This is a genomic window from Haloarcula sp. MBLA0163, from assembly GCF_055632435.1.
On record NZ_JBVMVV010000004.1, the window covers coordinates 56,083 to 80,543 of the forward strand.

The 24,461-nt window shown below is 58.2% G+C and carries 18 protein-coding genes and 1 pseudogene; 6 read left to right on the forward strand and 13 right to left on the reverse strand.

What is annotated here, in order from left to right; genetic code table 11:
* Nucleotides 1–8: 8 nt before the first annotated feature.
* Nucleotides 9–899: an alpha/beta fold hydrolase gene (locus tag ACV7GQ_RS19050; protein ID WP_470313532.1), complete on the forward strand. Its 891-nt coding sequence runs from the start codon at nucleotides 9–11 to the stop codon at nucleotides 897–899.
* Between the two features lie 474 nt (nucleotides 900–1,373).
* Here the strand turns inward: ACV7GQ_RS19050 and ACV7GQ_RS19055 are convergent, their stop codons facing one another.
* Nucleotides 1,374–3,554, reverse strand: a complete 2,181-nt coding sequence (locus ACV7GQ_RS19055) for a heavy metal translocating P-type ATPase (protein ID WP_470313533.1) — start codon at nucleotides 3,552–3,554, stop codon at nucleotides 1,374–1,376.
* 121 nt (nucleotides 3,555–3,675) lie between these two features.
* On the reverse strand, nucleotides 3,676–4,104 hold the full coding sequence (locus tag ACV7GQ_RS19060; protein WP_470313534.1) for a universal stress protein: 429 nt from the start codon (nucleotides 4,102–4,104) through the stop codon (nucleotides 3,676–3,678).
* A 367-nt stretch (nucleotides 4,105–4,471) separates the two neighbouring features.
* Between ACV7GQ_RS19060 and ACV7GQ_RS19065 the strand changes: the two are divergent.
* Both ACV7GQ_RS19065 and ACV7GQ_RS19070 read left to right on the forward strand, forming a co-directional pair.
* Nucleotides 4,472–5,779 (forward strand): annotated as a pseudogene (locus ACV7GQ_RS19065) (RNA-guided endonuclease InsQ/TnpB family protein).
* A 634-nt stretch (nucleotides 5,780–6,413) separates the two neighbouring features.
* On the forward strand, nucleotides 6,414–7,559 hold the full coding sequence (locus ACV7GQ_RS19070) for a tyrosine-type recombinase/integrase (protein ID WP_470313535.1): 1,146 nt from the start codon (nucleotides 6,414–6,416) through the stop codon (nucleotides 7,557–7,559).
* Between the two features lie 64 nt (nucleotides 7,560–7,623).
* Here ACV7GQ_RS19070 and ACV7GQ_RS19075 read toward each other — a convergent pair whose 3' ends face one another.
* Nucleotides 7,624–7,995 (reverse strand): DUF6788 family protein, encoded by a 372-nt coding sequence (locus ACV7GQ_RS19075; protein ID WP_470313536.1) that lies wholly within the window; start codon nucleotides 7,993–7,995, stop codon nucleotides 7,624–7,626.
* Between the two features lie 391 nt (nucleotides 7,996–8,386).
* Between ACV7GQ_RS19075 and ACV7GQ_RS19080 the strand changes: the two genes are divergently transcribed.
* Together ACV7GQ_RS19080 and ACV7GQ_RS19085 are read left to right on the forward strand one after the other, a co-directional pair.
* The gene (locus ACV7GQ_RS19080) at nucleotides 8,387–9,226 is read left to right on the forward strand and encodes a ParA family protein (protein WP_220619246.1); all 840 of its coding nucleotides are present in this window, start codon (nucleotides 8,387–8,389) and stop codon (nucleotides 9,224–9,226) included.
* A complete protein-coding gene (locus tag ACV7GQ_RS19085; RefSeq protein ID WP_470313537.1) occupies nucleotides 9,223–9,651 on the forward strand; it encodes a DUF7970 domain-containing protein in 429 nt (142 codons plus the stop codon). The genes ACV7GQ_RS19080 and ACV7GQ_RS19085 overlap by 4 nt, the downstream gene beginning before the upstream one ends.
* A gap of 404 nt (nucleotides 9,652–10,055) precedes the next feature.
* Here the strand turns inward: ACV7GQ_RS19085 and ACV7GQ_RS19090 are convergent, their stop codons facing one another.
* Nucleotides 10,056–10,730: an arsenate reductase/protein-tyrosine-phosphatase family protein gene (locus ACV7GQ_RS19090; protein WP_470313538.1), complete on the reverse strand. Its 675-nt coding sequence runs from the start codon at nucleotides 10,728–10,730 to the stop codon at nucleotides 10,056–10,058.
* A gap of 103 nt (nucleotides 10,731–10,833) precedes the next feature.
* Nucleotides 10,834–11,463 carry a hypothetical protein gene (locus ACV7GQ_RS19095; protein WP_470313539.1) on the reverse strand — a complete coding sequence of 210 codons (630 nt, stop codon included), beginning with the start codon at nucleotides 11,461–11,463 and terminating at the stop codon, nucleotides 10,834–10,836.
* 223 nt (nucleotides 11,464–11,686) lie between these two features.
* On the opposite strand from ACV7GQ_RS19095, the gene ACV7GQ_RS19100 reads away from it, so the two are divergent.
* On the forward strand, nucleotides 11,687–12,472 hold the full coding sequence (locus ACV7GQ_RS19100; protein ID WP_470313540.1) for a DUF7344 domain-containing protein: 786 nt from the start codon (nucleotides 11,687–11,689) through the stop codon (nucleotides 12,470–12,472).
* A 504-nt stretch (nucleotides 12,473–12,976) separates the two neighbouring features.
* On the opposite strand, the gene ACV7GQ_RS19105 is transcribed toward ACV7GQ_RS19100, so the two are convergent.
* The 8 genes from ACV7GQ_RS19105 to ACV7GQ_RS19140 form a co-directional block, all read right to left on the reverse strand.
* Entirely contained in the window at nucleotides 12,977–14,695 is a 1,719-nt protein-coding gene (locus tag ACV7GQ_RS19105) for a cbb3-type cytochrome c oxidase subunit I (protein ID WP_470313541.1), read from the reverse strand.
* A gap of 277 nt (nucleotides 14,696–14,972) precedes the next feature.
* On the reverse strand, nucleotides 14,973–15,629 hold the full coding sequence (locus ACV7GQ_RS19110) for a molybdopterin-dependent oxidoreductase (RefSeq protein ID WP_470313542.1): 657 nt from the start codon (nucleotides 15,627–15,629) through the stop codon (nucleotides 14,973–14,975).
* A 488-nt stretch (nucleotides 15,630–16,117) separates the two neighbouring features.
* Nucleotides 16,118–16,840, reverse strand: coding sequence for an ABC transporter ATP-binding protein (locus tag ACV7GQ_RS19115; protein WP_470313543.1), 723 nt, complete (start codon nucleotides 16,838–16,840; stop codon nucleotides 16,118–16,120).
* Complete coding sequence (locus tag ACV7GQ_RS19120; protein ID WP_470313544.1) at nucleotides 16,837–17,613, reverse strand: ABC transporter ATP-binding protein; 777 nt, start codon at nucleotides 17,611–17,613, stop codon at nucleotides 16,837–16,839. Before ACV7GQ_RS19120 ends, ACV7GQ_RS19115 begins: the two co-directional genes overlap by 4 nt.
* A complete protein-coding gene (locus ACV7GQ_RS19125; RefSeq protein ID WP_470313545.1) occupies nucleotides 17,610–18,473 on the reverse strand; it encodes a branched-chain amino acid ABC transporter permease in 864 nt (287 codons plus the stop codon). Before ACV7GQ_RS19125 ends, ACV7GQ_RS19120 begins: the two co-directional genes overlap by 4 nt.
* Before the next feature lie 2 nt (nucleotides 18,474–18,475).
* On the reverse strand, nucleotides 18,476–19,438 hold the full coding sequence (locus tag ACV7GQ_RS19130) for a branched-chain amino acid ABC transporter permease (protein WP_470313546.1): 963 nt from the start codon (nucleotides 19,436–19,438) through the stop codon (nucleotides 18,476–18,478).
* A 318-nt stretch (nucleotides 19,439–19,756) separates the two neighbouring features.
* Entirely contained in the window at nucleotides 19,757–21,097 is a 1,341-nt protein-coding gene (locus tag ACV7GQ_RS19135; RefSeq protein WP_470313547.1) for an ABC transporter substrate-binding protein, read from the reverse strand.
* A 250-nt stretch (nucleotides 21,098–21,347) separates the two neighbouring features.
* Nucleotides 21,348–24,374 (reverse strand): FAD-binding and (Fe-S)-binding domain-containing protein, encoded by a 3,027-nt coding sequence (locus ACV7GQ_RS19140; protein WP_470313548.1) that lies wholly within the window; start codon nucleotides 24,372–24,374, stop codon nucleotides 21,348–21,350.
* Nucleotides 24,375–24,461: the final 87 nt, after the last annotated feature.

The following is a 24,461-nucleotide window of genomic DNA, read 5'->3' on the forward strand; positions in this document are numbered from 1 at the left end:
GTCTAGTAATGGCTGACCACGCTTCGACGTCGGTTGGGTGCCGGGGCCTCGACGTGGATTCACGTACCCGGACGACGAACGTCGGCGACCGGACTGTCACCTACGCCGAGTACGGCGTGACCGACGGTGCCCCGGTGGTCTTCCTCCACGGGACACCGGGGTCACGACTCCTGGGCGAATTGTTCCACGACGCGGCACGACAGGCTGGGATCCGACTCCTGGCTCCCGACAGGCCCGGATCAGGTCGTTCCTCACCCTGGCCCGAGCGCACGCTCCCGGATACTGGGCCGTTCGTGGCGGCGGTTCTCGACGACGCAGGTGTCTCCAAGGCTGGCATCGTCGGCTTCTCAGGTGGCGGGCCCCACGCGCTCGCCGCCGCTTCGGCCCTCGAAGACCGTCTCACACAAGCTGACATCATCGCTGGCGCCGCGCCACCAACACTTCGGACACAGACGCCACTGACCCAGCGTACGCTGTCCGCTCTCGCCACTCACCTGCCGTCGGCACTCTCGACGCTGTTCGGGCTACAGGCGCGTCTGGCTGACCGGTTCGATCCCTCGTTCGTGGTCAGCCAGTACACCGCCGACGATGCGACTGATACCGTGCCCGACGACGTAGCGACTGTCGTCTATCGTGATTTCCTCGAAGCGTTCGACACGCACCGGCGCGGAGCGGTCAACGAGTTCCGCCTCGTCAATCGCCCGTGGCTCGACGCAGTGGACCCACTCGATATCCCCGTCAGATTCTGGCACGGCGCCCGGGATTCGAACGTCCCGGTCGACGGTGTCCGGCGACTCGCTGACCGGTCACCGAACGCCCGACTGACGGTGTTCGAAGAGGCAGACCACCTTCGGTCGCTCCTCCGGAGTCGCTCACCGGTTCTAGACCATCACCGCTGATTCAGAACCCATTGCCCCGCCCACCTCTCTCGTTAATTAACGGATCCAACTGCCGTCTTAGGCGATGAATAGTCGTATTGATTCGTTGACGCCACGTACCACGGTTAGTCCGTCACAATATGCTAGCTGATCGCCAAAGATCGTGTCGGCGACAGCGGTGTCTAGACTTGTCACAATCTGTTAATTATTTATTTACCACTTATTAGCAAGAAATTCACTCACAGTTGTACTTTTGTTATTATGCCTGCCTTATCAACGTCGACCGCCGGTGAACTCATCCACCTGGGGTTCTCAGTGCCGTTCCAGATTGAGTGATTGATACAGACCGCTAGCGAATATCTCCGTCTTGAGGCGCTGGACGCGGTCAATCTGACTTCCGTTCGGACAGCCCTACGGAATCTCAGACTCAGGTATCAGGTCCGAATCCAATCTTCCTATATTGTTAACGTATCTCCGTCTACAGCAACGCACTCGTCATCGACGATAGCCCAGTAGCCGTAGTCCGTTCAACGAGACAAGCACAGTCGATCCTTCGTGACCGACCACGGCGAGTGGCAGCGGAATGCCACGCAGGAGGATCGTACCGATCATGAGCGCGATCGCAGCGAAGGCGATGGCGAGGTTGACCCGCAGTGTTCGACGGGTCCTCTGTCCGAGGCCGAAAACATACGGGATCTTGCTCAGGTCATCACCCATCAAGACGATATCTGCGGTCTCGAGTGCGACATCTGTCCCTGCACCACCCATCGCGACACCCAGCGTCGACGTCGCGAGCGCGGGTGCATCGTTGACTCCGTCCCCGACCATCGCGACGGTTTCGTACCGAGTCAGTAGGTCTTCGATGGCCCGCACTTTCTCTTCGGGAAGCAACTCCGCCTGGACCTCGTCGATTCCGACTTCGTCCGCGATTCGCTGTGCAACCCGTTCGTTGTCTCCGGTGAGCATCACGACCTGTTCCACTCCGAGTGACCGTAACTCGGCGATCATTTCGGCAGCCTCCGGACGAAGTGTGTCGGTAAACGCCAACCATCCGAGCACGTGAGCGGCATCGCCGTTCTCCCGAACGACCAGGACGCTCGTCTTCCCTTCGGCCTCGAGGGCATCCAGCCGATCGAAGCCCTGTTCGAGCCCGTTTATTTCGGTATCGGCGAGGACCGTCTCGAAGTAACTCCGATTCCCGATATGAACCGTCGCGCCTGCTACGACGGCTCGAACACCTTTCCCTGCAGCTGCCTGAAACCCGGTTGTCTGGACGATGTCGAGGGACTGCTCCTCCGCGGCAGTAACGGTCGCGCGTGCCAGATGGTGTTCTGAACGGGCCTGGACCGCAGCTGCGAGGGCGAGTAGGCCGTCTTCGTCCAGTTCGCCGCTTGCCCCTTCGTCACGGACGAGCACATCGGTCAACTCTGTATTTCCCTCCGTGAGTGTGCCGGTCTTGTCGAATGCCACGGCGTCGATGTCCGCTGCTGTCTCGACGTGTTCACCGCCCTTGAACAGGACGCCCTGCCGCCCACCCGAGGCGATTGCCGAAAGCACAGCCGCAGGCGTCGAAATGACGACTGCACACGGCGAGGCGGCGACCATGAGTGTCATCGCTCGGTAAAACGTACTGGTGAACTCACTGCCGAGTACGAGCGGGATGGCGATGGCCGCAGCGGTCAGGCCGAACACGCCCAGCACATACGGCTGTTCGAGCCGGTCGATGAGCCGTTGTGTCGGCGCTTTCTCGCTCTGGGCACGCTCGACCATGTCGATGAGACGGGTGATAGCCGATTCGTGGGCCTGCCGGGTAACTTCGATTTCGAGGCTTCCGCTCTCGTTGATGGTCCCACCGAACACCTCGTCACCACGTGTTTTCGAAACTGGCATGGACTCACCAGTCAGTGACGCTTGGTCTACGGCACTCTCTCCGGCCTGCACGACGCCATCCAACGGAATTCGGTCACCCGGACGAACGACGAATACGTCACCGACCTCGACCTGGTCGATGGGGACGGTGACTTCCGTACCGTCCTCGAGAATCTGGGCCTCGTCTGGCCGCATCTCGACGAGCGATTTGATGGCCCGACGCGACCGACCGATCGCGTAGTGCTGGAGTGTGTTCGACAGCGAGAACAGAAAGAGGAGCATCGCACCCTCGAACGGGGCGCCAATCGAGAGAGCGCCGAGCGCAGCGACGATCATCAGGAGGTCGATATCGACTGCCCGGTGGCGCAGCGTCTCTATCGCGCCTTTGAGGCCGTACCAGCCGCCGAAGACGTACGCGACTCCGTAGCCGGCCCACATGAGTGGTGCCGGCCCACCGAGCCACCCTGTCACAGGGCCGGTCACCATCCCGAGCAGCGTCAGTCCGACGAACACGGTCTCCCGTCTGAGTTCCGAGCGTGTGCTCACGTCCTCGGTCGTCCTCTCAGACTCGTCTCGTATCAGGACGTTCCGGTTCCGGATGGCGTCTCGAATCGTCTCTTCCGACGTGACACTCCCATCGTAGGTGATTCGAGCGTCCCCTGTCCGAAACGAGATGTCGACCTCTTGGACGCCTGAAAGTCCCTCGAGGTGGCGTTCGAGTGCCCGTGCTCCCGCGTCGCCACGACCACCCCGCCGTTCAATGCGGATAGTGCACGTCGAGAGAGACAGGGATTCAGCCTCGGTCACCTTCTCGGTACCTATGGTTTGGTCTGATTTCACGTTTTAGGTATCCCGCCGAGTTTCCGTCCGACTACACACGGTATTGGCTCGTCGAGCGCCCTCAGCAGCGTTACGTTGGGTGGGGACCTCATCCAATGATCGTCACCGGAATCCGTGCCCGTCGGGTGACTCTCTCGGCGACACTACCGAGGAGTGCCCGGTCGATGCCTGACCGGCCGTGGCTACCCATGACGATCTGATCGATGCCGTGGCCATCAGCGTAGCTGAGGATTTCACGCGCCGGCTTCCCGATTTCAGTGACCGTTTCGAGAACGATATCGTGCTCTGCTGCCTGATCTGTAGCCGTCGTGTGAATCGCGTTCGCGCGCTCCTGAGCGGTCTCGTACCACTCCTCTGCGACTGGTAAGCCACCAGCTTCCACATCGATCACGGAGTCGATCGGATTGATCACGTATATCGTGGTGATTGTTGCGTCCGGGAAGTTCTCGAGAGCGTACGTGAGCGCACGCTCGGCAAGCGGCGAGCCATCCAAGGCGACGAGGACGGTATCGGGCATAGGGGTGGATTCGAGACGAGTTGAGAAGAGTGTAGTGCCGAAGACTCAGCAGATGGGAACATGCGGTTTCGTTGAACCCCTCAATCGGTTATACGTCACAACACTCCTGCTGAATACGGGGTGCAAATGGGTCACGCCACTGTAGCTGATGAGATTGATTGTTGCCTACCGGGTGACAATCAGCATCGGCGGCGAGTGAGGTCTCAGTCGATTATAAAGAGCGAGGAGAATACCCGCGCCTTTATGCGCGGGATGAATCCGACAACCCACTCCACACCCATCGTCGATAGCACTACTGGATATTCCACACCTTCAACCCTATCCCTTACAATATACGCGAGTATAAGCGATTATACAGACGTTCAGAATGCTGGAAGTCCACCGCACCCATCGAGCAGAAATCCTCAACCACGGATAGGTAGAGGACTCGCTCGACCGACACGGATGGTCAGCCAGTAAACTCTGGAACGTCGCCAACTACCACTCCCGAGAAGTCTGGGAAGAAACCGGAAAGATTCCTGATCACGAGGAGTTGAAAGATGAGTTGAAAACACATCCAAAGTACAAGGGACTGCACAGTCAGTCCAGTCAGCGCGTTCTGGAGGAACTCGCTGAAGCCTTCAACTCATGGTACTCCAGTGATGACGAACGGGACAATCCGCCCGGCTACCGCAAACGCAACTACTAAGACCAAGAAGGCCGTCGCGTCCACGAAGAACACCCACGCAGCACGGTGACGTGGAAGCAGAACGGTATCCGTCACGATACCAAGAACAACCGTGTGCGCCTGTCAAAGGGTGCGAACCACAAGGAACACCCGAAAGCGTGGGAATACATCCTTGTCGAATACGAGACGCGTCCCGGCGTCACGGTTGAAAACCTGCAACAAGTCCGCGCAGTCTACGACAAAGCGAAGGATCGATGGGAACTGCATCTCGTCTGCAAAGACGAAATCGAGACACCCACCGCGCCCGGCAACGAGACAGCGGGGATCTACCTCGGCATCTCGAATTTCGCCGCCGTTGCATACAGCTCCGAGGATGCCGACTTGTACCCCGGCAACCGCCTGAAACAGGATGGCTACTACTTCCCCAAAGAAATCGCCAAGTGCGACGATAGCGGTGGCGACAGGGCCACTCGACTGCACAAGAAGTGGTCGGAACGGCGCACCCACTTCTTCCACGCCTTAGCGAAACACATCGTCCAACGGTGTGTCGAGAAGGGAGTTGGTCGCATCAACGTAGGAGACTTGGAAGGCGTCCGTGAGAACGAAGATGGTGAGTCGAAGAGCTGGGGTCGGCACGGCAACCTCGACCTGCATGGATGGGCGTTCGACCGCTTCACCTCGATTCTCACCTACAAGGCGAAAGTTGAGGGAATCGAAGTCGAGGAAGTGTCCGAACGCGACACGAGCAAAACGTGTTGCGTGTGCGGTAGGGAAGACGAGAGTCAGCGTGTTGAACGCGGCCTGTACGTGTGTGAAGCGCACGACGATGCGTTCAACGCTGACGTGAATGGAGCGGAGAACATCCGCCTCAACATCAACTGCGAAAGTAACTCCGAGTCCCCTGTTGGGGATAGGAGTACCGGCTGGTTGGCACAGCCCGGAGTCTACCTGTATGACCTCTCCCGAGGATTCCAACCTCAGGCAGAGGTGGTGGACTACAAACCTTAATATCCCAACTGCGGTCGGGATTCCTCCGCCTTTAGGCGGAAGAGGATGTCAACAGCGAGATATCCATCGACACTCGTTGCGATATAGAGCGTAATGTGACCGGTTCCCATACAGAATCCTGAGTGTGCCGGCGAGTAAGTGTCTGCGGTAGTCCACAGCTAGCTGACAACCTCACTGTATCGGCCACGGTTTCAGGGGTGGGATTTAGTCCATCGAAAAAGCACTGTCGCATACACCTTTTGCACATTGTAGAGTAATGCCAGCCGCAATTGAAGCGTTCAACAGAGCTGAATCGGCTAATGAGCTCTCAGTCTGGTCAGTGAGCCATCTGAGTGGCAAGTCCAGAGGGGGTTTCCGATACTGACGAGATAATTAGTGTTCTGACTGTAATTCTCGTCGTAGGGTGATTTGAAACAGTTTCTCGCTCGTTGATTCAGTCGAAAATACGTCTCAATTCCCTGCCAACCCCGCTGTAGTCTCAACTTTCGTTCGGCCGATTTGATATAGCGATATGAGATTTATACACCCGGTAAACGGCTGCCGTGTTGCGATTATAGGTGCTGGACAATTACTGTGCATTAATCAAGTAATGTGCACTGGTTTTACCAACCCCCACGCCGTACGGTAGGCACGAATGGTACAGCACGACCAGCCGCCGTCGACTGACGGACGCCAGCCCCTCTCGGCGGCCATCGACCACTTCGTCGCCGACAAGGAGAAACTCGACGGCTCCGGGAATTACGCCGACATGGCCGGCCGCATCGTACGAAAGTGGGCCGACCAGCACTGTGATCGCGTCGAGTACGTCGATGACGTCTACCCGCGCCACATGGAGAGCTATGCCGACTACCTCGCCAGACGGGCACAGGCTCGTGCCGCAGACCCACACGGAGAGGCGGGGATTACCGGTCGCACGGCCCAGCAGTACTATTCGCTAGTCCGTGCGTTCCTCACCCACTGCCAGAAGTGGGAGTGGATCAGCGAAAACCCCGCTATCGTAGAGCGGGTGACCGACAAGCTACCGGACCGCAGCCTCGGTGAGACCGATACTCAGCAATTCTGGTCGCCGACCGAACGGCGAGAGCTGTGCGCTTTCGCCGACGAACGGGCCCGCGAGGCGATTGACGAGAAGGGCCTCGAGGCGCGAACGGAGGCTCGCGACCGAGGGTTAGTGTACGTTCTCGCGTACACGGGGGCCCGCGTCGGTGAGCTGGTCCGTGACAGCCGCGACCAGCGTCGCACCGGCATCACGTGGGGCGATGTAGACCTCGAAGACAACAGAATCCAGGTTCTCGGTAAGGATCAGCAACGTGAACACGTCCCGCTTCCCGAGCAAGCCCATCCTGCCATTGAACAGTGGGAGCGTATACTCGACCCACCAGACTTCTGGCCGGTGTTTCCGACGCTCCACGCTCCGTCGCTGTACGCCCAACTTCCGGATGATGTCACGGTGGACGAGGACATACTCGACACAATGCGTTCGATGGACGCTCGCCCTCCCTCGATATCCGTCAATGGCGTCCGAAACGTCCTCAAACGGCTCTGTGAGGACGGCGCCATCACGGTGGAGGGGAACAAAGAGTACCTGACTCCACACGGGGCCAGGCGGGGCGTCGGTGAGTTCCTCTATCGGAACGTCGGCTTCGAGGCCGCGCAACGGGCGCTCAGACACGAAGATCCAGGTACCACCTCACAGATGTATTCTCATATCGAGGCTAGCGAACTCGCAGACGTGACCGGAGATGCGTTCGAAAACCACGACACCAACCGGGATGAGTAGACCTCTGTGGTAATTTGTTCGTAATTTCCCTCGTGTACACTGTTCTGAGTGACCGTCAGCTCGCTCAGGCTGGGTTTACGGGGCCGACATATTGACTCTTGACCGAGTCTCCGTCACGCCACTGGAGATAGTAGTACTCACGGTCGTCGATAGTTTTCGTCGTTATAGTCCCTTTCGAGCGACCGATTTCCGCCTTCTCGTAGGCCGAATCCAGCGCTTCTTCCCATGCCTCTTGCTTCTCCCAACTCTCTGGTTTCGACTGTCCTCGATCGTCGTGTTTGTCTCTCTCCGTGCTTTCAGATAACTGCTCCAACAACTGCTCGACCGCCTGAACCGCCTCTCGGTGGCTCTCTTCGATGCCGTCCCCTTCGAGTTCGTCGACTTCGATGTCTCGCAAGTTCGCCCTTGCTTCGAGCACCCGGTCTCGATACCCCATTGTCACAGTCATTCTGTCGCACTTACTTATCGGTCTAGCCTCGCTCGGGGCCGTGGCGGTGCCATCAATCCGATGCCTGTCTCGTGAGGGAACCGGGCCGTGGCTCCGTTAACAACAGTAGTCGACTTTGCTATCTGGCCATCCCATCAAGCTCCTCGAGCTAACAAACTGGACTGACAGTTCGAGCTTTTAGAGTTGGCTGGATGACTTGGATATTACGCCCAGTGAAGTCTAACAGCCAGACCTACTCGCCATACAAGCTGACTAAAGTATATCGCTGGTAAAGCCAGCTCATTTTACAAGCTATAATATCTAGCTATACTGAATAGCTATAGTATGTAGCTATACCGTCTGACTGAGTTTTATAGTCCGCCGGTCTAATGATACGGTTATGCTGGCCTTTACGACGTATTCCGAAGCCGGCGGCGTCGGGAAATCCACACTCGCAGCGAGTCTGGCGGTGGCTGACGCCCGCGACGGGCGCGACGTGCTGGTAATCGACCTCGACCCTCAGGAGGCCTCCCTCTCATACTTGCTTGACGTCGACGACGACAGAGACGACAGTTCGGCTGATTCTCTCGTCCGCCATCTCGTCGAGCGCCCCCGTGGAGAGTTCGACGACCTCATCGAAACGAGCGAGGGCGTCGACGTGATCCCTGCTCACAACAGCCTCTCGATGCTGGGCAAGCATCTGCAGCGGCGTGAGGAGGAGGCCAACGACTTCGGTGAGAACTGGAATCGGAACGTCCAGTTGCTGCGTGTCCTCCGGGAGAACGACGTCCAGGACCGCTACGACACGCTCATCATCGATCCGCCCGCAACGGCCGACGTCAAACTCTACAACGCGATTCACGCTACGCGCTCGCTGGTCGTCCCGTTCGAGCCCAGCGGCAAGGGGTTCAAGAGCGTTCACGGGCTCGAAGATCTCGTCCCCGGCTTGGAGGAGAACCTTGGCATCAACGTCGGTGTGCTCGCTATCGTCCCGAACAACTTCTCGGGAACGAACGACCAGCGAGATATGCTCGAGGAGATTCGAAACAAAGGGTACGACGTCCCGGTGGTGCTCAACGAACGTGGGTCGCTATTCGAAGGATGCTGGCGCCAGCAGTGCTCGGCATTCAAATACATCGAGGAACACCGGAATCGAGAGCGGGACTACGAACTCGAGACGCTGGAGAAGCTCCGGTCTCTGAGTAGAGAGCTGCATGGGACCGTGGAGGCAACAGCATGAAATCCGGTACCGGTGACGACCCGTTTGCCGATGACCCGGCCGAGGACGACGAAGAGCCAGCGGACGAGATTGGGGAGTCGTCATCTGGCACCGATACGGATGCTGACTCCCGCCCCAATAACGAGATGAGTCGGTCTTCGGCTGTAAGGTCTGATACAGGCCGCGATGGGTCAGTCGAAACCGTTTCAGAACTTCCGTACAAATACCGTCGAGACAGTGTCAAGGAATCCCGTACACAACAACCGATGTTCCTGCAAGATACGACAGAGGCACTCATCGAGGACACTGTCGATGAGATGGAGGCCGAATTCGACGAGGACGTTTACAAGACCGACGTCGTCGAAGCGCTGCTCGTCGCTGGTGCAGAGGGGTCGACACCTACGGCCGTCCTACGGCGGTGGGGATACGGTATGAAGAACGGATAATTTGGTCCTAACTCCACGACCTCTTGCGGTTTCAGGACAAAGTAACCAAATCGAATAAACCGGTGAATGCTATATACATGCCAGAGTGTGGGACTACCCCGAGGGTGGGCACCTACTGTTCAGCAAGGGAGGATATCAGGATTTGCACACTGCCACTTCTTTCTGCGGTTGGAATTCGTTAGACAAGTCGTGAAGCGACATTCTGGCTGTGCCAACCAGCCGGCATTCCGATCTGCAAGGCGCTGTTGAAATCCTCGAGATGTGATAGGTCCTGACCCGGCTGCGGTCAATAGAGCAGTCTCTACGTTCCACACATTTCACACGGATGCAACTTCTCAGTTTGTGCTCACATTTGGAGCTTCGGAGACTGGTTGGAAACAATGACCACCAACTATAGTGAGATGTTACACACTGTTGGCTATCCCGGCCACAGGTACTGCTTCGTAATCGTTAACGAGGGTTTTGATACACGTAGCAATATCTGAATACACGGCGTCGAATACTGTCTGTGTATGTCCGTGTGGGTCACGTATCTGCATCCTCGGTCCGGATGCGAAAGTACGCAGCAAAAAGAGCTGTTCTGTTGATTCCGGGTACTGTGTAGTGCAATAGTGATAGTTCCGATAGTCCATTACTAAAATGAGGTCGGCAGTTTCGATGGCTTCAGCTGTGGCTTTGACTGACCGATGGTCGGTGAGATCGATATCATAGTTTTCTGCAGTGTTCCGGGCAATCTCTGGTGAACGAGGATTATTCATTTCAACGAAACCTGCTGAAGTGACACTCATCTCAGTGATCCCATGAATCGAGAGGAGCTTGCGAGCGTATCCTTCTGCGAATGGACTGCGACAAATATTCCCATGACAGAGAAACAAAAGCGTCTCAGCGTCGCGTAAGTGTTGGATTGCAGCGTGGCGGCGTGCTGTCCGAGCACTTCGTGTCGGATGAAGCAGGCTCCAGTAGTATGTACTAATAACTCGTCTCGTTATTTTTGTCCACGTGTACTGTGGCGCTAGTCGAATCAGACTGGTAAGTGACTTCTCGCGGACTCTCGTTAGAAGTTCCGTCAAACCAACCATGCTATCGGCCTATAAGGACAAACGTACTTGCTCGACCGGTGTGTCATCCTTCGACCACCACAGACACTGGACACGGGTGAGTTGATCACCGGATATACAGCCACTACAGAGCATCATAGTCTCTAAGAATCGACTGTATCTCACCACGGAATTGGTCTGGACCTCGACCGTCAAGCCAACCAGACTGGGTCAGAAATTGAAGATCGAGGCCATCTGTCACAGGCATGTACTTGAGGGCGTGATACACGTGCCGATCAAGAGCGACAATGAGGTCGGGATTGCAAAGGTCCAATTCCTGATGAAAGTACGGCCGGATACGTTGAATCTCAGAATGAGCAAGTCCCTGCGCTGGCACAGGGCCCTGTTCTTTCGAGATATGAGTCAAATGTGCATTTGTCAACCCGAGGTCCGACAGTGTCTGGTATAGCAGGATATCGCCAGTGTCAGGGAACGACCTTCCAGAGCGTTTCAACCCGACGAACCAGATATCTCCGTCTCCTTGAAATCCTTTCACATCGTCGTGCTCTGGGAAAAAGAAGAGATCATCTCCCATTTTCGGGTCGGCTTGCATGTCCCGCTGCAGCCGCTTCAGGGGGGTCGGAACAGTTCCAATCATCTTTGCGATCGCTCCTTGAGACCAGTGGGAGTATACAGAGATTTCTGCCTCACGGAGGCTACGTGGGAGTTCGTCTGTCGGTGGGCAAATCTGGATGTCATACTTGTCATCGCTCATAGAACTATCCGCAGTGCATATCGTAATATGGTCTCTATCCCCCATTTGAGCAGTAAAATCGCCGATTTCATCTTGTTTCAACCTATCAGTAGGTCATAGAGTATACACAATCAGGTAGTAAGGTTCGATTTATACGCAGAACTGAATGGTCTCGAATAACGTGTCATGACGCCCAGAATGTCCGGGGGTCAAGATTTAGGTTAGTTGCATAACATTATGGCGTATGGTATTTCCCGATCCGCTTATCGCCAAACAGTCGTTACATGAGAAAGGCGCCGAATGGACGATAATCGGCATCGGCCTGATGTCGCTGATTAGCATACTTCTGTTCGTGAGCGCAGACGTAGAGCCTCCCTTCTTACTGGGGCTCAAACTACTCCTTGGAGTGATTTCGCCTCTCGTGCTTATTTATACAGGATTCCGCTTTGGGAGGGCAAATCTTCCTACGTTTGCGCGGTGGCGGATTACAGTCGCCGTCATCGTCGGGGTCCTGTTTGCAACAGGATTCGGACTATGGCTAATTCAGCACCAAATCATGCAAGGTGGAGAAATAATCGATAGTTGGTATCTTACCGTCACTATCGGATCGTTCGGAGCCATTATCGGGTTAACAATCGCAGTCACCCAGCTTGAACAGCAGTACATACAGTCGCTTTTTCCAAGCCTCGTTCACCGAACCGATACAATTACGCCATCTGCTGTGGCTATGCAACCATCGACGGTCTCACTCACTGATTTTCAGCGCCAAAACGTGGATACGGTACTTTACGAACATCAGCGGTTACAGCTCGCAATCCTCGAATACGTGTATCTACGCAAAGGGCAGACGATCTCAGTTGAGCAAGTGGTTGACGCGCTACTGGTTGATTTCGAAACGACGAATGACCACCAACGCAAGACACTACAAGCAGCACTGACACACACGCACCTTCCGTATCTCGCAAATTGTAATCTTATCGAGTACGACCGAAACGACGGGACAGTCAGTGCCGGTGAACTGAAGATTTAGTTCTATTTCTTTCCTGACCGACGAAGTGCAGGATATGCAGACCTACCGGACGGTTGTTTCAGCGACAGAAGTATCGAACTAATAGGATTTCAACAGAACCGAGACAATAGGATCTCAACAGAGCCATCTGCAAGTAATTCAGAGTGGGGAATGATGGTGAGTCGTGTGAGACGAATCGGTTCGGACGAACACTCTCCTGTCCGTATATTGTCGACGGTACTATGCGTGGTTCGTCGTTTCCGATAGGTCGACTCGGAATCGTACTCGGTACCCTGTGTGGCGTCGTCGGAATGGCGATTCAGGGAGTGATAGATAGCGCCCTATGGACTCTCGGAGGTTACTTTCTCGGGAAAGCTATCCAGAGTACAGTCTGGACCGTCATCGGTGAGCGACCGACGTGAACGTCCTTCAAATCGTTCGACGTATCGAAACCGTCACCAAGATTGGCATCGTCACTACAGGAGCTTGTTCACTCCTTCTGACACAGAGTGCGTCTCCGAACGGTCACTCTCGATTATTCGACGACGTTGTTTCGTTGCCCCCATCCGCAAGCGCTGGGAGTTTCTCCCGTTCGAACCACGCGTACTCCCGTGTGAACTGCTCTCGTTCTTTGAGGGACCACGGATCAGCGTCGGTAACCCGAGGTCCCTCGAGCCAAGAGACGGCGATATTCCAGACAAATATGAGTTGACCGACGGTTAATATCACGACGCCAACTGTCGCGGCCTGATGCAAGAGCGAGAACAGCTCTATCGGGCCGGCAGTAACGTTGTAGGTCGCGTACCGCCGCGGCATCCCGGCGTAGCCCAAAAGAACCATCGGGAAGAACGTGACGTTGGTCCCGATCAGCGTCAACCAGAAATGCCACCGGGCCAACGACCGCTGATACCACCTTCCAGTATACAGTGGGAACCAGTAGTAGATACCCGCGAACACAGCGAAGGCGATGCCCCCCATGATTACGTAGTGGAAGTGTGCCACGACGTGGTAGGTGTCGTGGAGGATGAGGTCGACCGGAATCGCGGCCTCGAAAACACCAGTCACACCACCGATGATGAAGTTACCGACGAACCCGACGCAAAACAGAAAGGGAACTGTCGTCCGGAGACTGCCGTTCCACATCGTCGTGATCCAATTGAACGTCTTGACGGCACTGGGGATTGCTATCGCGATCGACACGGCCATGAAAGACGCCCGAAGCCGTGGATCCATCCCAGTCGCGAACATGTGGTGGGCCCACACGCCGAACGAAAGGACCCCTAGTGCGAGCGTCGAGTAGACGACGAACTTGAACCCGAACAACTTCCGCCCGCAGAACTTTGGTAAAATGTAGCTCACCAATCCCATTGGTGGCAGTACGAGGATATAGACTTCCGGATGACCGAAGAACCAGAACAGATGTTGCCAGAGTAGCGGACCGCCCCCTTCGACGGCGAAGAACGTCGTTCCGAGATTCCTGTCCAACAGCAACATCACGAGAGCACTACCGAGAAGCGGGAACGCGAATAGTATCTGGGCCGACTGCACGAGAACAGTCCAGGAGAAAATATCCAGATTCGCCCACGTCACCTCCTCACTACGTTCGGTGAAAATCGTCGCGATGAAATTTATCGCGCCCATCGTCGCCGCGACGCCCGAGAGATGGAGGCCCAGGAGCATCAAATCGACCGCGGGGTTCGGCTGTTCCACCGAGAGAGGCGCATAGATAGTCCACGCCGTCTGGGCGGGTTCGAGGCCCTCGATGAACGGTGCTCCGAGAATACCGCCCCAGATGAGGATGGCTGCGGCCGGCAACAGCCAGAAGGCGATTGCGTTAATCCTCGGAAACGCCATGTCGTCCGCTCCGATAAGTAGCGGGATGAAATAGTTCGAAAACGCCGCCAATATGGGTGTCCCGAACAGGAACAGCATACTGATTCCGTGGGTCGTCAGCAAGCCGTTGTAGAGATTCGTGCTGAGGAAATCCTGGGCCGGATACAGCAGTTCCAGTCGCATGAGCACGACGGCGACGCCGCCCCACGCGAACGAAACGACCGCGAACACTCCGTAGAGGATACCGATATCCTTGTGGTCGACTGTCGTCAGCCAACGAACGATTCCGCTCGGCTTCTCGGCGTGCCTCTGGACGGTCGATGTCTGGCCACCACCAACCGATGGTGTGTACGAGCGCCAGTTTTCGACGCGGCTGAGACTGGCAGCCACTCCAACCATGAGTAACGCCATCAGAACCGTCCAGACGAGTGATCCAGCAGGTGCCATATTGCGGGTTTTCTTAGGAGTCCCGTTTGGGAGTTGTCCGGAACATCTTCGCTTCGATCATCCATTCGCTCGATTCCCGGTCGGCGAAGCAAGCCCTCGGCGCGTCCGGAACCGGTCGCTGGTTAGCTACGCCTCCCCGGTTGCACAGATAACTGATGGGGCCTCGCGTCGAGGATGCCGTCCATATGTGAGTGGCGAGATGCTATGAAGCGACTACCCACCTAACGGTCCGCGTGACACGCTATTGGGGTCGTTCTTCCGCACGACCGAGAGCGATCTCCTTCGCGGTATCGCTGTCCTCTGGTCTTTGCTCCGTGAGTTCGATCTTCGCTGTCCACTTGATGCTCTCCCAGCAATCGGCGTCGTCATCGGTTGGAATTAGCCGGACTGGACCGCCGTGTTCGACCGAAAGGGGTTGCCCACCGAGTTCGAACGCGAGTAGTGCGTCACGTGCACGGGCTATCGGAAACGAACTCGCGTAGTCCCCGTCCATCGCCTGGACGAGCACGTACGCAGCATCCGGATTCGGAGACGCGCGTGTCAGAACTGCCGCCATACGAACTCCACGCCACGAGAGGTCCTCGGCCCGCCAGCCTTTGACACACGTGAAGTCGTCCGTGAATTCGCCTTCTGGAAGCTCAACTAACTCGTCCCGCGTGAGCTGGAGCGGCTGAGATACGGCTCCAGTAACACGGAGTGTCCAACCTCGGGGGTCGACACTGTCGGGGACTGGATGTGATTCGAGTTGGTCCATCGTTCGAGGGTAATCCGCCGGTACCGAACGCTCCGTAACTATACTGGTCGGAACCGTGATTGTATCGACGAACCGGTTCGGGTGAACACCGAATGTGACAGCGACGATACCGTGTTTCTCATCGAGGTTGCCGCTCACCTCCATGGCGCATTCTCGCGATTCGGACTCCATTTCACATCTGCCGCCATGGAGACCGGTGTCGAACGTGTCTTTCGTGAGATCAAACGACAACCTTCTTTCTCAAATACGTTTAGCAACGTCACGCTGGCGACTGCAGAACCGTGCTTGAGGCGTTTCTTGTTCGGTAGAACCGATACCCAAGTGAACACGATTGCTGTGTACGGCCAGTCGCTCGGCGACTTCACCGTGTCGTACGACCGCATAATTGAAAACAAGGCCCGGTTCAGTGTCGTCCTCGAACCGTAGTCGAGGGTCATTGTTCGGATTTCCCGTCTGTATGGCACGTGATTGATAGCTGAGTGTTCCCAACGAGACAGACGATAGTCACGACTGACGAGGCTATATTTTCAGGAAACGTCTGGTTGGGTAATTACGAGATTTCTCTAGCAACTAGACCTCGTTCTGAATATACAATTAGAACCGCCAAATTCGGTTAAATTCTCGTGAGACTGCTACTGCGTGCCGAGGTACAACTCGGCGACTTCCTCACTATCGAGCAGCGATTCGGCGGTCCCCTCGAACCGATTTTCTCCTTGATCGAGGACGATACCACGGTCGGATTCCCGGAGTGCCCGTCGAGCGTTTTGTTCGACCATGAGGATCGCTGTCCCCGAGTCGTTGATATCGACGATTTTCTCGAAGACGTCGTCGACGAGCTGTGGCGCGAGGCCCGCCGAGGGCTCGTCGAGTATCAGCAGGTCCGGATCGAGCATCAGAGCCGCCCCCATGGCGACCATCTGCTGTTGGCCGCCCGAGAGTGTGCCGGCCGTCTGGTCCGGCCGCTCCTCGAGGACGGGGAATCGGTCGTAGACCTGCTGGACGCGTTCCTCGAAGTCGGCGTCGAGATCGCTATCCCCAAGCGCCCACGCACCCATCTTGAGGTTCTCGAGGACGGTCAGGTTGGGGAATATGTTGTCCGTCTGTGGTACGTGACAGATGCCCTCGTAGATGACTTCCTCCGGAGGAAGGCCAGTGATATCTTTCCCGTCGAGCTTGATAGTCCCGGACTTGATGTTGAGCAGTCCGACGATGCTTTTCAGGAACGTCGACTTCCCGGCACCGTTGGGTCCGATAATCGAGACCATCTCGTCGCTTGCGACTTCGAGGTCGACGTTGTGGACGATCATCAGGTCACCGTAGCCGCTCTCGAGGCCGGACACTTCAAGCAGCGTCATACTTCACCCCCGAGGTAGGCTTCGAGCAGTTGTTCGTCCTGCTGGACGACCTCCGGCTCCCCTTGCACGAGGACTTCCCCGTTGTGCATCCCGATAACGCTATCGGAGATGGACATGATCGTGTCAATGTCGTGTTCGACGATCAGAAACGTTCTGTTCTCTTCGTCCCGAAGCTCCATGATCCGTTCGAGGAGATGATCGGTGAGATCTGGGTTGACACCAGCCATCGGTTCGTCTAGGAGCAACACGTCGGGGTCGGACATCAACGACCGGCCGAGTTCGAGGAGCTTCCGCTGGCCACCCGAGAGATTGCCCGCGTATTCGTCGCGCAACTCCCAGAGTTCGAGGTACTTGAGCAGCTCCTCGGCTCGCTCGCGATGTTCGTTCTCGGTCTCCCTGACCGTACCGAGTTGGGTTAACAGCGGGATGATACGCTCCCCGGGGTTGGCTTGGGCTGCGAGGAGCATGTTGTTCATGACAGTCATCCCGGAGAGCTCCCGGGTTATCTGGAAGGTCCGGATCAGCCCGTGCCCGGCGCGTTCGTCGGGTCGGAGTTCGGTCACGTCCTCACCCTTGAGCATCACTGTCCCCCCGTCGGGGTCAAGGAAGCCGCTCATCAGATTGAACAGCGTACTCTTTCCGGCACCGTTCGGGCCGATGAGGCCGGTTATCTCCCCTCGATTGATCGAGACGGAGACGTTGTCGACGGCGACGAGCCCGCCGAAACTCTTCGTTATGTCCTCCGTCTCGAGGATGGGTCCACTGCCGCTCATCGTGTGGCCTCTCCGAATAGACCGTCCGGTCGGGTGAGCAATCCGATGATCAACAATACGAGGCCGACGACAGGTTTGTACTCCGACGGAATGAAGGCCACACTCACTTCCTGCCCGATTCCGATGACGTAGCCGCCGATAACGGCCCCGGTCGGGTCACCGATTCCCCCGAGAATTACCGCGGCGAAAATCGGGATGAGTGCGATGAACCCCATATTCGGCCGTAGGTTCGAATCGAGCCCGAGCATGATGCCCGCGAACGCGCCGATTATCCCGCCGACCAGCGAGATGTAGATCACCAGGCGTTTAGTGTCGATTCCGCGCAGCCGGGCGAGGTCGGTATCGTCGGACGCCGCACGCATCGCGATGCCGATACGGGTTCTGTGAAGCAGCAGGAACAGGAGGCCGAGAACAACGAGGCTCATCGCGATGATGGCTACCTGTTCCGGCAGGAATGTGATGCCGAAGAGCGACGGTCCTTCCTCGACTGGAACGGCGTAGTACTTCGGGTCAGTCGACCAGAAGATGCGTATCACGTTTCTGAGGATGAACGCCATCCCGATGGAGACGACGAGCAACACGATCGGGTCGCGGTCCATGAAGTTGCTGAAGACGAATTTGTGGACGCCGACCGCGAGGACGCCGCCACAGAGCGCACCGATCAGTACCGATACGACAATCGGGAGGTCCAACCCGACGTTCGCAGCGAATGCGAAGTACGCACCGAACGCCATGTAATCGCCGTAGGCGATGTTGATGAAGTTCAGCAGGCCGAACAGGAGCGTCAGCCCCAGTGCGGCGAGCGCGATTAGACTGCCGACCACTATCCCGTTCCAGATGAACTGTGGATCGATAATCATCGTCACTCACCTCCCCCGCTCATGCCAGCGAGCGACCGCTCCTTGTCGCCGAACATCCCGTACGGGCGGTAGTACAGCACACCGATGAGGAGCACGCCGATGACGATCAGCCGGAGGTAGGGCAGTTCGTTCCCGAGCGGGATATCACCCGGCAGGAACCGGGTAATCTGTCGGATTCCGGTGACGATGACGGCCCCGGCGATTGCACCGAAGTAGCTCCCGGCACCGCCGATGATGACCATCGCCCAGATCGAGAACGTGAGGTTGGGCAGGAACATGGTCGGCTGTATCGCGTAGACGTAGTGCGCCCACAGGGAGCCGCCCAGTCCGGCGATGGCGGCCCCGAGCGCGAAGGATTTGAGTTTGAACCGCCCCGTGTCCTTGCCGAGTGCCTTCGGGACGTCCTCGTCTTCACGGATTGCGTGGAGGACGCGACCGAACGGTGAGTTCGCGAAGTGTCTGAACAGCGCGTAACTTCCGAGCAACACGAGGACGACGAGCCCGAAGTAGAACACATCGTAGGGGAGGACTGCAGGCAGACTCCCGTCGAGTGGCCGTGGGATGTTTTTCAGCGTCTGTTCCCCACTGGTGAGCCACGCCTCGTTCGAGATTAACAGCCGTGCCGTCTCCGCTCCGGCGAGCGTGACGATTGCGAGGTAGTCCCCTTCGAGCCGGATGCTCGTGACGCCCAGCAGGAGCCCGAACAGCCCGGCTGTGATCGGGGCAGCGACCATCCCGACGATTATCGGGAAGTTGAAACCGACGGTGCGACTGGCGAGCAGTCCTGCGTCACCGACCGGTGTCGTCAGAATCGCTGAGGTGTACGCCCCCACTGCAAAGAAGCCGGCGTGTGCGAAGTTCAACAGGCCCGTATCCCCCCAGTGCATGTTCATCCCGATCGCCAGAATCGCGTAGATTCCGATAATTATCAGCGTGACCATGACGAGGGAGAACGACACAGCCATGCTATGCGACCTCCGGTCGTCCGCGTCTTTTAGTGGCCTTACTCGACGCTTTACTCCGTGATTTCCAACTTCTCACCAAGGGTTCGGTGATTATACCCGATACCCGCTCAGCTGTCTCTGGATTCAGATACTGTGGTATACGTTCCATATTATTGAGTTTATTAATTATATGGTGTCGTTGAGTCCGGTGGTTCTGGCTGGCTCGGCGACTGTCGGCCGGTGCAGGGGCGATGAGGATATCCACTCGCCTGCGCGGGAGTTCACCCTGAAACTGCGCCACGGAACGTGGCACGGTATCGCCCCTGCGGACGGCCGAGCTTACTCGGCCAGCTCGTCGGCGGAGTAGGTGATCTGTGGCGTCCATTCACCGTCCACGGCTTGCAGCGCCTGGAACGGACCGAGGACGTTCCCGTTGTCGTCGAAGTCCTGCGGGTTCCCCGCGCCCTGGTAATTGATATCGTTGCCGTTTGCCAGCTCTTCTTTCCCCTCTGGGAACGTCGAGACCTTCGTTCCCGGCGGGTTCGAGATGTTCTTGAGCTGCTCCGGAATCGCCCGACGCTCGACTGCGCCATGTGCCTCCCAGGCGAGCGCGAACTGGTTGACCGCGTCGTACGCGTTCGCGCCGAACGTTCCGGGGGCGCTGTCGGTAACTTCCTGATGGGTCTCTGCGAATTGCTCGTAGGACGGCCCGGGTGCGGGTGCTTGACCGACCATCCCCTCGATAACGTCCGCGCCGACCGTCTCGATGAAGTCTGCGGTGAGGACGTCGTTCGACAGGGTGAGGTTGAAATTCTCTCCCGCACCGAGTTCGGTGTAGTTGTTGATGAACAGTGAGCTAATCTCGGTTCCGGCCGTCATTTGGACGATGTCCGGATCCGCGTCGATCAGCGTCTGAATCTCGCTCCGGTAGGAGTCGGTTTCGAGGGCCAGTGGGGTTTCGTTGACGACCTCGCCACCGAGGTTCTCGAAGAACTCGCCGACTGCGAGCGAGAAGCTCTGGGACCCGCGGTCGTCTTTGAACGCCAGTGCCATCGTTTCGTGGCCGAGCTCTTCGTAGCTGTACCGCGCCGCCGCGCGACCACCGATCGCGTCGCTCGGAACGTTCCGCCAGAACCACTCGCCGCCGACGTCGTCGAGCTGAATCGTTCCGGCCATGATCGTAATCAACGGTATCTGTGCGTCCTGGACCGGCTTGACGAGGTTCGGCACCGTCGAGCTGGATGGACCGACGATCCCGGGGATGTCGTCGTTAGCCGCGAGCGTCTCGAACCCGCTCAGGGCCTCCTGCGGATTGGTCTGGGAGTCCTGTTCGTTTATCTCGATTGTCATCCCATCGAGGACCCCGTCGCTGTTATCGTTGATTTGGTGGAGCGCCGTTTTGTAGCCGCGTCGGGCGTTGCCACCGATCCATCCAAGCCCACCGCTGAAAGGATTGAGCGCGCCGAGTGTGATCGTACCACTGCCGCCAGAGGTCCCCCCAGTGTCGGTGCCTTCAGTGTCACCACCGTCGCTACCGCCGTCACCGCCGTCGCCACCGTCGCTGCCGCCGTCTCCACCATCACCACTACAGCCGGCGAGACCGAGAATCCCGGCCGCACCGACAGATGTGATGAATTGACGACGCCTGGTCGAACGAGTTTGGGTGCTATCGTCTGACATGACATAAAGCAACATTAATCAAAGTTTATTAAATATTGGGATGTGATACTCGTCTGACAGGAGTTCATACAGGCAAGTGCCGCGGCTCAAGCGACGGCCAGATGACCGGGTCCTTCTCGTGCGGCGTCACTCGGTAGTGAAGAGTAGCCCGGTACTCTAGAAGCTCCCAGTTCGGTGTTGTGCGCCCGAGCCCGGAAGATGTGATGGCAACCGAGCCAATCCTCCAGAATAGGTAGTGGTACGCGGACGGTCAGGCGAGCGCTTCGGCTAACTTTTCGACGGGGTGGGGCGGACGTTCGTCCGCTCCTTCGCGGTCGCCTAACTGTGACCGACAGGAGGCGCCCGGCGCGGTCACTGTTTCGGCCGGACTGTCGTCGACTTTGTCGAAGAGGATGGAGCCGATGGCCTTCGACAGCCCGTAGTGTTCGGCCTCGTAGCCGAACGAGCCGGCCATCCCACAGCAGGTGGTGTCCAGCGGGTCGACCTCGTAACCGGCGCGGCGGAGCACCCCGACCGCGTGGTGGTCCTTGTTCGTCGCCTTCTGGTTACAGTGGCCGTGGTATGCGAGTGACTCACCGGGGGCGGCGAACCCGATTGCCTCGTCCAACCGCGCACTGTCGAGATACTCGAGCACGCCGTAGGCGGCCGCCGAGACCGCCTCGGCGTCGGCGCCGTCGAGTAGGTCCCGGTACTCGTCCTGGAACATGACAGCGTCGGACGGCTCGACGAAGACGACTGAGTAGCCGTCGTCCACAAGCGGGCGGAGCCGTTCGACGTTCTCGGCAGCGCGGTCACGGGCGCGGTCCAGATAGCCCATCGAGAACGCCGCTCGGCCACTGGGTGCAAGGTCGCCCGGCACCGTCACGTGGATGTTCGCTGCCTCGAGCACCTCGACGGCAGCTTGGCCCGCCTCAGGGTAGCTGTAGTTCGTGTACGTGTCGGGGAACAGCACGACCTTGTCGTCGGCCTCCGCCTCGGGGACCCGGGCGCCGTTGCGGCGGTCGAACCACTCCTCGAACGACGTCGACCGGAACGTCGGCAGTTCACGGTCAGCGGCGATACCGAGGGTCTTCTCCATCACGGTTCGCGCGCCAGGCACCTTCGAAGCGGCGTTCGACAACGGTGCCAGCGCGCTCCCTATCCGCGAGGCGGTGTCGATGTTGGCGAACAGTTTGCTCCGGAGCGAACCGCCCTCCTCCTTGTGGTGCTGGTGTTTCACCTCGGCTTTCAGCTTCGCGAGGTCCACGCCGGTCGGGCAGTCGCTCTTGCAGCCTTTACAGCCGACGCAGAGGTCGAGCACCTCCTCCTGGAACCGGTCTGAGTGAATCTCGTCTTCCGGGAGTTCACCGGAGATGGCCGCCCGTAGCATGTTCGCCCGGCCGCGCGTGGCCTGTATCTCCTCGTCTGAGGCCCGGTATGTCGGACACATCACGTCCGAGCCGGTCTCCCGGCAGGTCCCACAGCCGTTACACAGCTCGACGAGATGCGAGAAGCCCCCCTCATCGTCGAAGTCCAGCGCAGTCTGCGGTTCGAGCGACTGGTACTCCGCGCCGTACCGGAGGTTCTCTCGCATGTCCGTCTCGGCTGCCGACTCCGGGTAGCCCCGCTCGCTGGCCGTCTCCGAGTCGGTGTAGACGACCTTTCCGGGGTTCATCCGCCACTCGGGGTCGAACGTGCTCTTGAGCTCCTGGAAGGCGCTCCACAGCCCCTCGCCGTACATCTTCGGGTTGAACTCCGTGCGGGCGAGACCGTCGCCGTGTTCCCCCGAGAACGCACCGTAGTGCGCCAACACGAGGTCCGTCACGTCGTCGGTGATGGAGTGCATCTTCTCGATGCCTTCGTCTTCTTTCAGGTTCAGGATGGGCCGGATGTGAAGCGTCCCCGACCCCGCGTGGGCGAAGTAGGCCGCGGAGGTGCCGTGGTCCTCGAGCACTTCCTCGAACTCGTTGACGTACTCGGCGAGCTCCTCGGGCGGGACGGTGGCGTCTTCGATGAACGGATACGGCTTCGGGTCACCCTCGAGGCTCATCAGCAGCGGAATCGCTGCCTTGCGGAGCTTCCAGAGATCGTCCTGTGCCTCCTCGGTGAACGCCTCTAGCACGTCGAAGGCGTCGCCCGATTCCACGAACTCCTCGTTCGTGTCGGCGATTGCCGCCTCGAAATCGTCGACGAGTTCCGAATCCCACTCCAGCATCAGCGCTGCGGCGGCTCCCTCGGGGATCGGCTCCTCGTACTGGGCGTACTCCGTGGACTCGCGGGCGAGCCGGAACACTTCGTCGTCCATCAGCTCCACCGCCGAGACTGGGTAGTCGAGCGCGACCGGCACGGCTTGCATCGCGTCGACTAGGTCGTCGAAGCAGTACAGCGCCAGTGCAGTCTCCTCGGGCTTGGTGACGAGCGAGACGGTCGCTTCGACGATCGTCCCGAGCGTTCCCTCGGAGCCGACGAACAGTTTCGAGAGGTTGATAACCTCCTCGCCGTCGTCGTTCTCGTAAATGACCTTGTGGAGGTTGTAGCCGGAGACGGACCGCTTCAGGTCGGGGTACTTGTCGTCGATCTCCTCCTGGTGTTCGTCGACCAGCGACCGGACTGTCTCGTAGAGCGCCGCTTCCGTGTCATCCTTCGAGATGATGTCGTCGTACTCCTCGGAGTCGAGGACGACCTCGCGTGTGTGCAGCAACGTCCCGTCGGCCAGCACCACCTCCAGTTCCTCCGTGTAGGCGTCCGTGATGCCGTAGCGAACCGAGTGGGCACCGGTCGAGTTGTTGCCGATACCGCCGACGACTGTCGCCCGGCCGGAGGAGGCGGGGTCGGGCGCGAACTTCAGCCCATAGGTCGCCAGTAGGTCGTCGAGGTCGTCTTGCACGACGCCGGGCTGGATCGTTGCCTCCTGAGCGTCAGGATTGACTGACAAGATTTCGTCCATGTTGACGGTGAAGTCGAGCACGATACAGCCCGGCCCGACCGTCTGTCCAGCCAGCGACGACCCGGTGCCGCGGGGGAGGATGGGCACGCCGTGGTCGGCGGCCACCTCGTGGGCCGCCTGCACGTCGTCGACGTCGGTCGGACAGACCACCCCGGCGGGTTTTGCCTGGTAGATGCTCCCGTCTGTCGAGTACAATACCTGTGCGTACTCGTCGAACTGGACGTCCCCCTCCACTCGGTCGCGGAGGTCTGACGCCAGTGCCTCGTACGCGGGCACGTCCGGCCTGTCGTGACCGAGCGAGCTTGCCGACGTGTCCCAGTCGGCCGTCTCTTGTCTGTCTCCAGCGGCCATAGTTCTCTGGTGGGAACATTAACCCAAAAACCCTTTGTCAAATAATGTCTCACGTGGGGACTGTTCTCGGTGTTCTATCAATCGTAC